Genomic DNA, 14,340 nt, shown 5'->3' on the forward strand with positions numbered 1-14,340 from the left:
TCGCGAGGAAAGGGACGAATAGTGCCAGAATCGTCCGCAGCTCACACATTCCCCTTTCCTATGGTGAGGTGTTTGCTATCCTTGTTTCTCGCTCGTCTCGGCGGCAACGCCTGACAGCCGAAATATCCTCTTGGACTCGCCTTTCCAGAGTCGAAAGACCTTTTCCTCACGTGTCGACAGAATTCAGTATCGCGCGCTACATTCCTGCCAAGAACGGCCTGGCCGCCGATGCCGATTATGGATCCGGCATTCAACCGCATGGTGAATGGTGAGACCGCGCCGTGACGATCAGACGGGACGACCATGACCAGTGGTTACGGCTACGAGGACACCGACACCGCTCCGCTTGGGTTGGTGACCGATGAATCAGACCCGACCGAATCGTTGATCGTCGCGGAGGGCATCGGGGTTCGCGCCAGCTGGGGACACATCTACGGACCGACCAGCCTGCGGGTGCGCGAAGGTGGGGTTACCGTGCTCGCCGGTTCGGGCGGGCGCGGTCGTACCGCCTTGTTGCTCACGCTCGCCGGACGAATGCGTCCGACGTCGGGCAAACTGACCGCTTTCGGTCGCACGGGCGACGCCAACCATCTGTTCTCGCGGGCAGCAATCGCCGATGTCGACGAGGTGGACGGCATCGAACAGACTATTCGGGTCAGTGATGTGCTCACCGAGCAGATGCGTTGGGCCGCACCTTGGTACACATGGGTACGCCCGGCCCGGGCGGCCGACTTGGAGCGGCACTGCCGTGCCGTCTTCGGCGACCTCGAATTGCCGCCGATGAGCGCTTACGTCGAGGAACTTCCGGAACTCACCGCGGCGCTGTTCCGAATCGCGATGGCAAATCTCAGGCGGCCACCGTTACTGGTGGTGGGTGGAATCGATCGGATGGCCCGAGACGAGAACACCACGATCCTGCTCGATCGACTCATCGATCTCGGTCGATCGCAGACCGTCGTCACCGCCGACGTCAACGGCGCGAAGGGCGCGGGCGCTGTCCGCGACGTCATCCAGGTCGAGAACCTCACCGACGCCGAGTTCGTGAAGCTCGAAGAAGAAGATCGGATCTGACATGCTTGCCGCATTCTCGCCGGGCAGTGACTTCAAGCGGTACTACCGCGGCCGCATGCCCAGACTCGCCCTGATCGTCATCATCCTGATGCCGCTGCTCTACGGCGCACTGTATCTGTGGGCATTCTGGAATCCGTTCAATGCTGTCGACAAGATTCCGGTCGCGATCGTCAATGCAGACCGCGGTGCCACCATCGAGGGGAAGCACCTCAACGCGGGTGAGCAGGTGGCGCAAGGCCTTATCGACTCCAAACAGCTCGATCTGCATGTGGTTTCGGAGGCCGAGGCCAAGGACGGCGTCGCGCACGGCAAGTACTACTTCTCGATCACCCTGCCGGCGGATTTCAGCGCCGCAATCGCCTCGCCGACAACCGGCGATGCTCGGTCGGCGCAGCTGATCTTCACCTACAACGACGCGAACAACTATCTGTCCACGGTGATGGGGCAGGACGCCGCCGAGCAGGTGGTGAACAAGGTTGGTGCCCAGGTCGGTTCGCAGACCTTTGACATCGTGCTCAACGACGTGAACGCGCTGATGCCCAAACTGACCGAAGCGAAGGAGGGTGTCGACACACTCAATGCGGGTATGGCCACGGCGAATACCGGCGCACAGGAGCTGGCGACCAACCTGGTCACCGCGAAGAATGGGGCGGGACAGTTGGCCGGCGCCCTCAGCAGTCTCGATACGGCACTGACCAACGCCACCAATCCACTGGTCAACGCGCTCGCCAACGGCAGCGGGCCGGGGTTGACCGCGACGCAGCTCGACGCCACCGCGCGGCGGCTGGCCACCGGATCTGCGGCCGTCGCCAATCGTCTCGGTGGGCTGTCGACGGCGCAGTCCCAAGCCGGTTCCGCGGTCGCCGGCGCGGTCGCCGTCATGCGTGCGCATCCTGACCCGGCGGTGCGACGGCTCGCCGAGTTGTTGGCCCCGGCCAAACGCTTCCTGGCCACCGAGGGACTGGGGCCGCAGGCGAGTAACGAACTCACGCAGGTTCGTGATGACGCTCGCGCGTTGTCGACGGCGTTGGCGAATCCGCAGAGTCCCGCGCGGATCGGGCTGACGCTGGTGGAGAACGGCGGTCTGCGCAACGATCTCGTCGCGGTGCGCACGGCCGCAGGCGAACTCAGCTCGGGTGCCACCCAGCTCAGTACGGGGCTCGTCGAACTGAGCAACGGTGCCACCGAGCTCGCCGCAGGCACCACCCAGCTCGCCGCGGGCACCAAACAACTGGCCACCAAGGTCGACGAGGGTGTGCAGGCGATCCCCAAGTGGTCCAAGCAACAGCGCGACGCACTGGCGGCGACCTTGGCTCAGCCCGTCGCCCTGCAGGAAGACACCATGAACGAGGCGAAGACCTTCGGCACCGGCTTCACTCCGTTCTTCTTCGGCCTGGCCCTGTTCGTCGGATCGATCATCGCGTGGATGTTGTTCACCCCGTTGCAGTCACGGCCCATCGCGCAGGGACTACATCCGTTGCGCGTCGTACTTGCGTCATTTGCACCGACCTTCGCGGTCGGCCTGCTCCAGGCCGCGATCCTCTACCTGGTCGTTGTTTTCGCGGTTGGCCTCGAACCCGCGTATCCATGGGCTACCTTCGGGTTCATGCTGCTCATGGTGGCGGTGTTCCTCGCGTTGATACAAATGTTCAACGCGTTGTTCGGTCCTGCGGTGGGACGCGTTGTGACACTGGCATTCCTGATGGTGATGTTGACATCGGCCGGTGGCATCTACCCGGTGCCGACCACCACCAAACCCTTCCAGTACATCCACTGGGTCGACCCGATGACCTACACGGTCACCGGACTTCGACAGCTGACGCTGGGCGGCATCGACCACCGGTTGTGGATCGCGATCGCCGTACTGACCGTCGCCACGCTGGTGTTCCTCGCGGTCTCGACATGGGCCGCTCGCCGAAACCGGCAGTACACCATGGACCGGCTCTATCCCCCGGTAGAGGTCTGATCTCGATCCGCTCTCGAACTCCCCACACCATCAACTCGGAGAAGGACGAATGACCAAGAAGCACTCCAACGCCCGGCAGACCACCAACAACACCGACTCGATCTATCTCAACAACGTCTTCGTCCGTCCGGGTGAGGCGACCGAGTTGCCCAAATTCCAGATGCCACAGGGGCAGATCCTGCCGGAGACCGCTTATCAGATCGTGCACGACGAGGCGATGCTCGACGGCAATGCACGTCTGAACCTCGCGACCTTCGTCTCGACTTGGATGGACGACGAGGCGAGGCGGCTCTATGCCGAGACCGTCGACAAGAACATGATCGACAAGGACGAGTATCCGCAGACGGCTGCGATCGAGGACCGCTGCTGGCGGATCCTGGCGGACCTGTGGCACAACCCGGACGTCGACAATGCCATCGGCACCTCGACCATCGGATCGTCGGAGGCCTGCATGCTCGGCGGACTCGCACTCAAGCGCCATTGGCAGGCACGCCGCAAGGCTGAGGGGAAATCGACGGAGCAGCCCAATCTGGTGCTGTCCACCGCTGTTCAGGTGTGCTGGGAGAAGTTCTGCAACTACTTCGAGGTCGAACCGCGCTGGGTGCCCATCTCGCCCGACCACCTCGTTCTCGACGGATACGAGCTCGAGAAGTATGTGGACGAGAACACCATCGGTGTGGTGGCGATCATGGGTCAGACCTATACCGGCATGTACGAGCCGGTGAAGGAGATCGCCGCGAAGCTGGATCAGATCCAGGCCGACACCGGGCTCGACGTCAAGATCCATGTCGACGGTGCGTCGGGTGCCATGATCGCGCCGTTCTGTCAGCCGGAACTGGAGTGGGACTTCCGCATCGACAGGGTCGCCTCGATCAACACCTCCGGACACAAATTCGGTCTCGTCTACCCGGGTGTGGGCTGGATCGTGTGGCGCGACACCGCCGCGCTGCCCGACAGTATGGTCTTCCACTGCAGCTACCTCGGCGGCGACATGCCCACGCTGGCGCTGAACTTCTCGCGACCGGGCGCGCAGGTGCTGTTGCAGTACTACATGTTCCTACGGCTGGGGCGTGAAGGATATCGGCAAGTCCAGCAGGGCTCGTTGGACGTCGCGCAGTATCTGTCGGCCGAGATCGCGAAGATCGGACCGTTCGAACTCGTCAGCCGCGGCGACACCATTCCGGTTTTCGCGTGGCGACTCAAAGACGGCTACACCGACAAGTGGAGTCTCTATGACCTGTCGGATCGGCTGCGGATGAAAGGCTGGCTGGTGCCCGCCTATCCGATGGCCGACGACCTGGCGGCACTGACGGTGCAGCGGATCGTCGTGCGGGCCGGCCTCAGCCGCGACCTGGCCGCGGCGTTGCTGCGGGACCTCGAAGGCGAGGTCACCTTCCTCGACAACCTCGAGGCGCCGTTGCCGCGCGAGGGCGAAGGCTCGCATTTCCACCATTGAGCAGACCACCGGACAGACGGACGAAGCGCAGATGACGCCTACCCCCATCGCGGGAGATCGAACCTCTCGGCTCCTCACCCCGACGGCGACGAAGCAGTGTTGGGGCTTCATGATCGGTTCAGCGCTGTTCGCGCTCGGGTCGGCACCCGGATTCGGCCAGTGGGCGGGTGCGTCAGGGTCCAACATCTGCTACTTCGTCGGCGCCTGGTTCTTCACGTACGCAGGTCTGATTCAGTTGTTACGCAGCGGTTCCCGTCTGGTCGAGGTCGCCTACGGCACCGGCCGCATGGTGCGGGCCGAGTGGCTGACGGCGGTGTCGCAGTCGCTCGGCACGGTGATGTTCAACGTCAGTACCACCGCGGCGATCACCGCTCACACCGTTGCCGGACAGCGTCATCTGGTCTGGACGCCGGACGCGGGTGGGTCGATAGCATTCCTGATATCCGGGGCAGTGGCCTATCTCGCGTTCTACCGGGCGAACTGCACCTATTGGGCACCACGGCGCGCGGATTGGTGGTCGCTGCAGATCAATTGGATCGGATGTGTGGCCTTCGGGGTATCGGCGGTGGCCGCCTATGTCACCGTCACCGGGGTCACCGTCGACGCCGTGCTCGCGAATACCGCGACCTTCATCGGAGCTGTGTGCTTCTTCCTCGCCTCGGCCATCGTCCTGCCACGCCACCATCATCTCGACGGGGCACCGGCATGACGGCCGCCGGGCGACATCCGGAGCAGGTGCAGAGACGACTCACCCCCGATCTGGTCAATCAGTGGCGAGGCCGCCTCGGCGCCCGTGTCGGCGGGCAGGCCGGGGATCCGCATATGCGGTGGTCGGGGGTGGACGGAATGGCCACCTACAACCCGTTGGTCGAGTTGAGCGCCGACCGCCCAGCCGAGTTCGGCGCGATGATGTACACCCGCACGCTGACGAAATGCTCCACCTACAGCACGTTGCACACGCCGTTCCGACTCGAACGCACGCCCGCACTCGTCCGTGAACGCCCCTACGACCATCTCATCGTCCTGGTCAACACCCTGCGCGGCTACTCCGCGGTCCAGCAGGGACCGCAGAAGCACACGTATCGGCCCGGACAACTGGTGTTCGTCAACCTCGCGGTGCCCTACCGTCACCACTGCGACGCGGTCTCCGACCCGGTCGGCATGGTCATCCCACTCGACCTCCTGGGCCGACAGCGGCACGTCGCCGAACGCGCGCGTCGTCCGGTGGGCTCCGACACGGTGCTCTCCCGCGCCGCCGCGGCCTTCGTCACCAGGTTCGCGATCGACACCGCCATCGCGGGCCGGCCTGCCCCACCGGTGGACACCGAACTCGCGGCCATCGACCTCATCACGGCAGCCCTGGCCGAAGTGCAGAGCGATAGCCGGCACCGCCTGGCGGACGACTCACTGTTCATTCAGGAGGCCGCGCGCGATCTCATCGAACGTCATCATCGAGACCCGGACTTCGCACCCGACACCGTCGCGGCCCACCTGCACGTCAGCCGCCGTCAGATCTACCGCAACTTCGAGAAGGCCGGTGAGTCGTTGGCCGCGCTCATCGCGTCCAGACGCGCGGAGACCGCACGTGAACTGCTCATCTCCCAGCCCGGACTGTCGATCGCGGAGATCGCGCAGGCGGCCGGGTTCCCGGGCGCGGCGACCTTCCGGAACCGATTCCGCGCGCAGTACGGTGTCGGGCCGCGCGAATACCGGAAGCTGGTGCAAGCCGGCATGGACCCTTCTGCGGCGACCGCCGATTCGCTACGCTCGCGCATGTGACCGAACCGACCGACTTCAGTGCCGCAGACGGTGACCTGTTCATCCGCACCGGCGTCACCGGGCCGGCCGCCCGCACCGGCCATCGGCTGCGGATCGTGCTGCGCGACTGGCGGACCGAGGTCACCTGGGACGCCGGCCGTCCGGTCGCCGTCGTCGCGACGGTCGTGGTGAATTCGCTGGAGGTGGTTTCCGGGGAGGGCGGTCTGACACCGATGTCGGGTCCGGAGCGTGCGCTGGCACGCACCAACGCGCTGAAGTCGCTCGGCGCGAAGAAGTTCGCCGAGATCAGCTACCGCGCCGACGACATCGCACCCACCGGCTCCGGCTACCGGCTGTCCGGTGACCTGACCATCGGCGGCCGGACGCGGCCGCAGATCGTCGAACTCGACGTCGCCGATGAGGGCGCCGCATGGCACGTCACCGGTGAGACACGGCTGACCCAGACCGACTTCGGGGTGAAGCCCTATTCGCTGGCGATGGGCACGCTGAAAGTGGCCGACGAGGTGGTCATCGGGATCGACGTCAGGCGGCCGAAGATCGACTGAACAGGCGTCGGGTCAGCGGGTGACGGTCGTCGACACGGTGTCATCGGCGACGTCGATGTCCGCGGAGCCGTGGGCGTCGGTGGCGGCATTGTCGCGGGGGAACCAGGTGACCTTGTAGGTCACCGCGAGCGCGACCAGCGCGCCGACGAGCAGCATCCCGCCGATGATCGGGTGGTCGGCGTAGACCGGCGCCAGGTATCGGTAGGAAGTCAGCAGTGCCGCGAACAGCACGGCGCCTCCGGCGACGAGGCGGATGCGGAACCAGCCCCAGCCGCGCCGGGGATCACGAAGTGCGGAATCGATGGTCAGACAGAGCACCGCGCCGGCGATGAGGTCGGCACCGTAGTGATAGCCGAAGCCGAGGGTGGCGGTCAGCGTGCAGATGAGCCAGAACGCGCCGACGAAACGAATCCATCGTGGCGCCTTGGTGCCGTCGATGTCACGGCGGCTGTGCAGGAAGACCGCTGTCGCCCAGGCGGTGTGCATGGACGGCATGCAGTTACGCGGCGGCCCGCCTTCCCACGGCAGCGAGGTCGGGGTGAGGTCGAGGGGTGGGGACACCATCGGCCAAAAGTTGCCGAGCTGTTGACCCTCACCGTCGGCGCCGAAGACGAACATCGGCCCGATGACCGGGAACAGCACATAGAACAGCGGCCCGACGAGTCCGAGGACCAGGAAGGTGCGGACCAGGTAGTGACCTGGCCAGCGACCCGACGACGCCACCTTGCGCAGTTGCCACACCGCGACGACCGCGGCGACGGCGGGCAGTTCGATGTAGACCCAGTGCAACACCCAGGTGACGTGCGGGCCTAGGTCGTCGAGCAGCCGTCCGACCAGCCACGACGGTTGCGCCAACGCGTGATCGACCAGCATCACGTATTCGTCGAGCACGTGATCCTGGGTGCGGATGGTGACGCCGAGCCAGATGTCGCCGACCTTGGTCGCCACGATCAGCAGGGCGCCGAGCGCGGCCGCATGCAGCGCACTGCGTCGTTCCACGCCGGTCCAGCGCAGCCAGGCCACCAGCACCAGGCCGGTCAGCGCGATCACCGGGCCGTTGCCGACGGCGAACTCCTCGCCGTTCACCAGCCGCGGGATCAGATAGAGGATGTCGATCCCGACGGCGGCGGCAAGCGTGATCAGCCGCCGCCGCCACGACACGCCGACCAGCGCCAGCAGCAGACCCGCCCAGGGCAGAGTCATCGATTTCGGTGTGCCGGCGTAGTCACGCCACAGACTTTCCAGCGGTCCGAGCGTCGACTCCTGATGTGCGTAGAGCTGCAGACCGATAAGCAGGGAGAGCACTGCGAGCAGCGCGACGACTATCCGAACCGAGGGGAACAGCCCACGCCGCCCCGATGAGGTCTTCGGATCTTCGACGAGCACGTAGCACAGCGTAAACGTCGAGATGGTTACCACCGAATGTCGGTCGGCTGAATGTCGGCGGGCGGAATGACCCCGGAGCGTCTGCCGAGAGCCGGTCAGCGGTGGCCGGCCTCCCCTTCGGCGGTCTCCGCCAGGACGGTCGCGACGTCGTGTCGCCGGCCGTCGCGAATCGCGAGGAGGGTGAGTGCCGCGCTGACGAAGGCCAGCGTTGCGGCGACCAGCATGCCGATGTGCATTCCGCTGATGAACGCATCGTTGACCTGCGGCACCCCGTCGAGCGGTACCCCGGCGGCCGCGGCCTCCTCGGTGCCGGGTGGGAGGTCGAGTCCGTCGGTGGCGGTTCCGATGCGTGCGGCGACAATGGCCGACAGCACGGCCGTGCCGATCGCCCCGCCGACCTGGATGCAGGTGGTCTGGAAGCCGCTGGCCACGCCGGCGAGATGTACGGGTGCGCCGCCGACGATAAGGTCGGCGCCCGATGGGATGGCGAAGCCGGAGCCGAAGGCCAGGATCACGAACGGCACGGCGAGCAGCCAATAACTCGATCCCGGTTCGACTTGGGTGAGCAGCACCAGGGCGACGCCCATCAGGGTCAACCCCAGCGCGGCGATTCGGCGCGGCCCGAAGCGGGCGGTGAGCGCGGCGCCGAGTGGCGCGGCGGGAATGGAGAAGGCACTCAACGGCAGCATCCGGATCCCGGCTTCGATGGTGGAGTAGCCGAGCGTGTTGAGCAGGAACAGGGTGACCAGGAACGTCAGCCCGAGGATGGTGAAGACGTTCGCGACGAAGACCACCCCGCCGACGCTGACCCCGGTCGACCGGAACAGGTACAGCGGCAGGAGGGGATTGCGAATCCGGTTCTCGGCCAGCACAAAGATCGCCAGCGCGACGGCTGCGGCGACGAAGGTGCCGATCGTCTTGGCCGAACCCCAGCCCCAGGACTGCCCCTGCACGACGCCGAAGACGAGTGCGAACAGAAATGCTCCGAGGAGTAGGACCCCGACGACGTCGAAGCGGCCGGCCTTGATCGGCTGGGTCTCGGTGATGACCACCTGTCCGTAGATGAGCGCGATGAGCGCGATGGGTGCGTTGATGTAGAACACCCACGGCCAGCTGTACTGCTCGACGAGCACGCCGCTGACGAGTGGGCCGGCAGCGATCGCCACGGACGACACCCCACCCCAGATGCCCACGGCCATACCGAACTTTTCGCGGGGGAAGGTCGCGCGGAGCAATGCGATGGTCTGCGGCATCAGCAGGGCGGCGCTGACGCCCTGGAGTGCGCGGAGCGCGATCACGCCCTCGATGCTGCCGACGACACCGATGCCGATGCTGGTCAGACCGAACAGGGCGACGCCACCGAGGTAGATCTTCTTGCGGCCGAAGCGATCTCCGAGTTTGCCGCCGAGGATCAACAGCACCGCGAGGGCCAGCAGGTAGGAGTTGATGATCCACTGCAACTCGGCGAAACTGGCGCCGAGGTCCGCCTGGATAGCCGGATTGGCGATGTGGACGACGGTGGAGTCGAGCCCGACCATGAACAGGCCGAAACTCACCGCGATCAGGGTGGCCCAGGGTCGTGCGGTGTGCGCCGGAGTCGTTCGATGTCCGTCTGGCTCTGGTCTGGGTGCAGTGCGATCGGCGGTCGTGGTCGCCCCGGGGGTCGTGGGCACAGGCAGTACTCCAACTAGTTCTAGTTATGTAACTATAGCTAGTAACAGCTTAGAGTGGACCTGTGCAAACCCGTGTTCCCGAGCCCGACGGCCCGAATCTGGCCGATTTCGCCGACACCGTCCTGGAACTCGCCGCGAAGCTGGACCCCCGAAGTCCCGATGCCCGCGAGATCTTGCCGCTGACCGGCACCGAGGTCGCCGTCATCCGCCAGGTGCATCGCAGGCCGCGGATCACCCCGAGCCGGCTGGCCGAGGACACCGGCCTCAAACGCAGCAACATCTCCACCGCGGTCCGCGCCCTGGAGGGCCGCGGGATGGTCGTCCGCGAGCACCCCAACGGCGACGGGCGGTCCGTCGAACTCGTTGCGACCGAACTCGCCGAGGCGAATCTGGACCGGTTGCACGACTACTGGGCGCAGCGGCTACGGCAGGCCGACCCCGCGCTGCTGGCCGAGGCCGTCGCCGCGGCCGAGGTGTTGCGTCGTCTTGCCGGGGCGATCCGCTGACCGTCGCGCTCGAGTCGCCGGTCAGGCGACGGTCGCGGTGACGAGCAGGTATTCCCAGCTCATCCGGCCGTCGCGCAGGTGCCGGTCGCCCAGATCGGCCAGCGCGGCGTCGAGTTCGGCAGCGCGCGCGGGGTCGTCGCCGATGGTGCGGTAGGCGACGATGGTGGGGCCGTAGGTCGCCTTGAAGAAGTCGCGGAAGGCGGCGCCGTCGGCGAATCGGTCCACCGTCAGTTCCTCGGCGGTGGCGTCAAGGTCGAGCACCCGGTCGCCGAACAGGCCGCGTACATGGGTTTCGTCACCCCAGAGAACCGGCGGCCGCGCGTGCGGAGGCGGGGCCGGTGCGTACGGCTTCATCAGCGTGAACATCTCGCCGATGAAGCCCGACGGGGTCCAGTCGATGAGGCCGAATCGGCCACCCGGTCGCACCACCCGCACGAGTTCATCCGCGCAGCGCTGGTGGTCGGGGGCGAACATGATTCCGACGCAGGACATCCCGACGTCGAAGCTGTCGTCGTCGAAGGGCAGGTGCTCGGCGTCGGCGGTCTGCCAGGTGATCGCGCCGCTATCGGTGGCCTCACCGGTGGTCAACAGTTCCGGGGTGAGATCGGTGGCCACTACACGCGCTCCGGTGCGTGCGGCCGGAATCGCGGCATTGCCCGCGCCTGCGGCGATATCGAGTACCCGGTCGGCGGTGCCGAGAGTCAATGCGTCGACCAGCCGCCGACCAAGCGGAGCGATGACGTCGGCGACGGCCGGGTAGTCGCCGGCTGCCCACATCGTGCGATGCCGCCGTTTCAGCTCGGTGTCGGCGTCGTCGGCGGTCGCCGCGTGCAGCGGTGTTGAGGAGGGGGAGGACTGGGTGGACATGACAAGGCTCCTGAGTCGTCGTAACTGATGGCAGCTTCCAGCCTCCGCGCCGTGGGGCGCCGATTCCAGACCAACATCTGAACCGGTAGTGGTTCAGATTCTGTACTGGTGTCGGCCGGTGGACGGGTGTGTACTGGAAATCGTCCGGATGTCGGCCGGGCGGCGATGTGCCACGCAAGCGCGGAGGTGAGGTCATGACGTCCTACGGCCAGTTCTGCCCGGTGGCCAAGGCGATGGAACTGCTCGACGAGCGTTGGACCATCCTCGTAGTGCGTGAATTGCTTTTGGGCAGTAGGCATTTCAATGAACTCCGCCGCGGTGTGCCGAAGATGTCGCCAGCGCTGCTCACCAAACGGCTTCGCGGTCTGGAGCGTGCGGGCGTGATACGCCGTGCGGAGGTCGGTGGCCGGTCGACCTACACACTCACCGACATGGGGCAGGAACTGCACCAGGTGGTGATGGCGCTGAGCGTGTGGGGGACCCGATGGATCGGCGAACTCGGGGACGCCGACCTCGACCCGCATCTGCTGATGTGGGATATCCACCGCAGCATGCCGATCGAGGCCTGGCCTCGACGCCGGACGATGATTCGATTTCGTTTCCACGACGTCATCGGCAAGGCCGGAACCTGGTGGCTGGTGGTGGACGCGGGCCGGCCGCAGGTGTGCGACTTCGATCCCGGCTACGACCTCGACGCCGACATCGCCAGTGATCTGCGTACCTTGACCGAGATCTGGCGCGGTGACATCGGCTGGCAGGATGCCTTGCGCGACAACCGTATCGAGATCGACGCGCCCGCGGCGATCAGTCGTGCCGTGCCCGGCTGGATCGGGCAGAGTACGGCCGCGGCAGTGGCCCGACCGGCCTGATCAGCGCAGCCCCAGCGACCGCATCAGGATCGGCCAGGACACGTTCAGTTCGTCGCGCCAGTACCCCCACTTGTGGGTTCCGGTGGGACGCAGGTTGGTGGTGTACGGGATGCCGAGTTGTGATAGCCGCGAACTCATCTGGCGCGTGCAGAACGACGAGCCCGCCTCACCCATCATGCCGGCCAGGGTTTCATCCAGCGGGTCGGCGAGCAGGTTGTTGTACTTACCCGGCACGCCGTTGCCCGAGGACATGTAGATCGTCTTGCCGCGGAGGTTCGCCGCCAGCAGATAGGGGTCGTGAGCGGCCCATTCCCGGTCGTTGAACGGCCCCCACATGTTGTCGACGTTCCCGCCGCCGCGGGCCACATCCCAGCGGGTCATCAGCTGGTTGGGCAGGCTGGAGACGTTGGCGCAGTCGCTGTAGCCTGCCACGCCGGAATAGAGTGACGGTCGGCGCGCGACCAGCGTGAGGGCTGCGACTCCGCCCATCGACGCACCGGCGATGGCGTTGCGGCCGTTGCCGTTATAGGTCGAATCGATCAGCGGGGGTAGTTCGCGAGTCAGGAAGGTCTCATACATGAACTTGCGGCCGATGCCGGGATCGACTGCGCGCCAGTCGGTGTAATAGCTGTGTGGGTCGCCGACGGGGGTGACCACATTGAGCTTCTCCACCGAGGCCAGCGACTGTAGGTTGGTCATCGCGTACCAGCCCGATTCGTCCTCGTGTGCCTCGGCTCCGTCGAGCATGTACAAGGTCGGGCGAGGTGCGTCGGAATTCGGATGCTGCACTTCGACGGTGATGTTGCGGCCCATGGCGGCCGACCACACCTCGAGCCGGTCACGGCCGGAGTTGCTCGACTTCGACACGATATGCGCTCGCGCGGCAGCCGGGGTTGCACCGTTGCCGGTGAACTCCGGTTCGGCGACTGCCGGACCTGCGACGACGAGGCTGCCGGCCAGCGACAGGGCGGCGAGCGCACCGGCCATGACGATGGCGACGAGCGAGGCGGGACCGGTGGTCGAGGACTGAGAGTTCACCGATCCAGTATGTGACAGGTGTGGTCAATGTGGTTAATGGTGTGACCGCGCCGAGACCTTGGAGTGACGAGTCCGTCACAACCAGTCGCGTTTGCGGAAGCTGATGTACAGCACCAGCACCACGACGACGATCAGCGTGGTACTCGTGATGAACCCGATGTGGGTCGCCAGCCCCGGGAAACGGACATTCTGGCCGTAGTACCCGGTGATCGCGGTCGGAACCGCGATGATCGCGGCCCAGCCGGTGAGTTTCTTCATCACCGTGTTCAACCGGGCGTCGGCGAGGGACAGGTTCGTCTCGAAGACGGTGGTGATCATGTCGCGCAACGATTCCGTCCACTCGGCGGCGCGCAGGGCGTGGTCGTAGAGGTCGGAGAAATGCGGGTCGAGTTCGGGAGGCGCATTGTTCTCGAATCGTCGACGTTGGATGCCCGCGATCACCTCCCGCATCGGCAGCACGACTCGGCGCAACACCACGAGATCCTTACGGAGCAGGTAGGTCCGGCGTTGCAGCACCCGACCGGCGATCCGATCGTCGAAGAGCAACTCCTCGAGATCTTCGATCTCCTCGTCGAGCCGCTGCACCGCATCGAAATGTCCATCGACGACGACGTCGAGCAGGCCGTGCAACAGGGCGCCGATGCCGTGGTTCTGGCCGCCGATGTCGTCCCAGCGCCGCACCACCTCCTCGATGTCGAAGCCCGGCGACCGCCGAACGGTGATGATCGCGTTGCCCTTCAAGAAGATCGAGATCCGGCGCAGATCGAAGGTGCTGGCCCGATTGCGGTGGTCGTTCTCGGGCCGTGTGTGCTCGGCAGGCGCGCCGTCGGCCTCGTCGGTGTCCTTGGTGACCCCGTTGCGCATGGTCACGGCGTAGACCATGAGGAAGGTGTGTCCGGTGTAGGTGACCGTCTTGACCCGTTCGACCGCCGCGGTGGTGTCCTCCACGGCGAAGGTGTCGAGATCGAGTTCGGCGGCCAGCCGACTCAGCGTCTCGTGACTCGGACATTCCAGATCGGCCCAGATCAGCCGGCCCGGCTCGGTGAGGTTGTCCGAGATCGCATCCAGGGAGAAGCCCTCGACGCGCTCGCCGTCCTGCCAGATCTGTCCGCGGACCCGCTCGGCATTCATGCGCCAATCGTGCCATCGTGATCGCCGTTCGCCGTGGATGGCAGGATCGTGAG

13 protein-coding genes are annotated in these 14,340 nt (G+C 65.8%); 8 read left to right on the forward strand and 5 right to left on the reverse strand.

The window, feature by feature from the left end:
* The first annotated feature begins 303 nt into the window (after nt 1–303).
* The 6 genes from QSJ18_RS13175 (at nt 304) to QSJ18_RS13200 (ending at nt 6,817) form a co-directional block, all read left to right on the forward strand.
* Nucleotides 304–1,071 (forward strand): ATP-binding cassette domain-containing protein, encoded by a 768-nt coding sequence (locus QSJ18_RS13175; protein WP_286326948.1) that lies wholly within the window; start codon nt 304–306, stop codon nt 1,069–1,071.
* Nucleotide 1,072: 1 nt separating this feature from the next.
* The gene (locus QSJ18_RS13180) at nt 1,073–3,037 is read left to right on the forward strand and encodes a YhgE/Pip domain-containing protein (RefSeq protein WP_286326950.1); all 1,965 of its coding nucleotides are present in this window, start codon (nt 1,073–1,075) and stop codon (nt 3,035–3,037) included.
* A 49-nt stretch (nt 3,038–3,086) separates the two neighbouring features.
* On the forward strand, nt 3,087–4,493 hold the full coding sequence (locus QSJ18_RS13185) for a glutamate decarboxylase (protein ID WP_286326951.1): 1,407 nt from the start codon (nt 3,087–3,089) through the stop codon (nt 4,491–4,493).
* A 109-nt stretch (nt 4,494–4,602) separates the two neighbouring features.
* Nucleotides 4,603–5,202 (forward strand): hypothetical protein, encoded by a 600-nt coding sequence (locus QSJ18_RS13190; protein WP_286326952.1) that lies wholly within the window; start codon nt 4,603–4,605, stop codon nt 5,200–5,202.
* Nucleotides 5,199–6,272 (forward strand): AraC family transcriptional regulator, encoded by a 1,074-nt coding sequence (locus tag QSJ18_RS13195; RefSeq protein ID WP_286326953.1) that lies wholly within the window; start codon nt 5,199–5,201, stop codon nt 6,270–6,272. The genes QSJ18_RS13190 and QSJ18_RS13195 overlap by 4 nt, the downstream gene beginning before the upstream one ends.
* A complete protein-coding gene (locus QSJ18_RS13200; protein WP_286326954.1) occupies nt 6,269–6,817 on the forward strand; it encodes a YceI family protein in 549 nt (182 codons plus the stop codon). Before QSJ18_RS13195 ends, QSJ18_RS13200 begins: the two co-directional genes overlap by 4 nt.
* A gap of 12 nt (nt 6,818–6,829) precedes the next feature.
* Here QSJ18_RS13200 and QSJ18_RS13205 read toward each other — a convergent pair whose 3' ends face one another.
* Nucleotides 6,830–8,203: a phosphatase PAP2 family protein gene (locus QSJ18_RS13205; protein ID WP_286326956.1), complete on the reverse strand. Its 1,374-nt coding sequence runs from the start codon at nt 8,201–8,203 to the stop codon at nt 6,830–6,832.
* Between the two features lie 95 nt (nt 8,204–8,298).
* Complete coding sequence (locus QSJ18_RS13210; RefSeq protein ID WP_286326957.1) at nt 8,299–9,759, reverse strand: MFS transporter; 1,461 nt, start codon at nt 9,757–9,759, stop codon at nt 8,299–8,301.
* Between the two features lie 179 nt (nt 9,760–9,938).
* On the opposite strand from QSJ18_RS13210, the gene QSJ18_RS13215 reads away from it, so the two are divergent.
* Entirely contained in the window at nt 9,939–10,382 is a 444-nt protein-coding gene (locus QSJ18_RS13215; RefSeq protein WP_286326958.1) for a MarR family transcriptional regulator, read from the forward strand.
* 21 nt (nt 10,383–10,403) lie between these two features.
* On the opposite strand, the gene QSJ18_RS13220 is transcribed toward QSJ18_RS13215, so the two are convergent.
* Complete coding sequence (locus QSJ18_RS13220) at nt 10,404–11,249, reverse strand: class I SAM-dependent methyltransferase (protein ID WP_462476071.1); 846 nt, start codon at nt 11,247–11,249, stop codon at nt 10,404–10,406.
* 194 nt (nt 11,250–11,443) lie between these two features.
* Between QSJ18_RS13220 and QSJ18_RS13225 the strand changes: the two genes are divergently transcribed.
* Entirely contained in the window at nt 11,444–12,118 is a 675-nt protein-coding gene (locus QSJ18_RS13225; protein ID WP_286326960.1) for a winged helix-turn-helix transcriptional regulator, read from the forward strand.
* Here QSJ18_RS13225 and QSJ18_RS13230 read toward each other — a convergent pair whose 3' ends face one another.
* Together QSJ18_RS13230 and QSJ18_RS13235 are read right to left on the reverse strand one after the other, a co-directional pair.
* Nucleotides 12,119–13,156: an alpha/beta hydrolase gene (locus QSJ18_RS13230; RefSeq protein ID WP_286326961.1), complete on the reverse strand. Its 1,038-nt coding sequence runs from the start codon at nt 13,154–13,156 to the stop codon at nt 12,119–12,121.
* A 75-nt stretch (nt 13,157–13,231) separates the two neighbouring features.
* Nucleotides 13,232–14,287, reverse strand: coding sequence for a magnesium transporter CorA family protein (locus QSJ18_RS13235; RefSeq protein WP_286326962.1), 1,056 nt, complete (start codon nt 14,285–14,287; stop codon nt 13,232–13,234).
* Nucleotides 14,288–14,340: the final 53 nt, after the last annotated feature.

This window comes from Gordonia heveisoli, from assembly GCF_030315745.1.
Taxonomy (GTDB): Bacteria; Actinomycetota; Actinomycetes; order Mycobacteriales; family Mycobacteriaceae; genus Gordonia.

What these genes read in the sequence shown, in the direction of transcription:
- QSJ18_RS13175 (WP_286326948.1), top strand. Translation starts at nt 304, where the DNA reads ATGACCAGTGGTTACGGCTACGAGGACACCGACACCGCTCCGCTTGGG.
- QSJ18_RS13180 (WP_286326950.1), top strand. Translation starts at nt 1,073, where the DNA reads ATGCTTGCCGCATTCTCGCCGGGCAGTGACTTCAAGCGGTACTACCGC.
- QSJ18_RS13185 (WP_286326951.1), top strand. Translation starts at nt 3,087, where the DNA reads ATGACCAAGAAGCACTCCAACGCCCGGCAGACCACCAACAACACCGAC.
- QSJ18_RS13190 (WP_286326952.1), top strand. Translation starts at nt 4,603, where the DNA reads ATGATCGGTTCAGCGCTGTTCGCGCTCGGGTCGGCACCCGGATTCGGC.
- QSJ18_RS13195 (WP_286326953.1), top strand. Translation starts at nt 5,199, where the DNA reads ATGACGGCCGCCGGGCGACATCCGGAGCAGGTGCAGAGACGACTCACC.
- QSJ18_RS13220 (WP_462476071.1), bottom strand. Translation starts at nt 11,249, where the DNA reads ATGTCCACCCAGTCCTCCCCCTCCTCAACACCGCTGCACGCGGCGACC.
- QSJ18_RS13225 (WP_286326960.1), top strand. Translation starts at nt 11,444, where the DNA reads ATGACGTCCTACGGCCAGTTCTGCCCGGTGGCCAAGGCGATGGAACTG.
- QSJ18_RS13235 (WP_286326962.1), bottom strand. Translation starts at nt 14,287, where the DNA reads ATGAATGCCGAGCGGGTCCGCGGACAGATCTGGCAGGACGGCGAGCGC.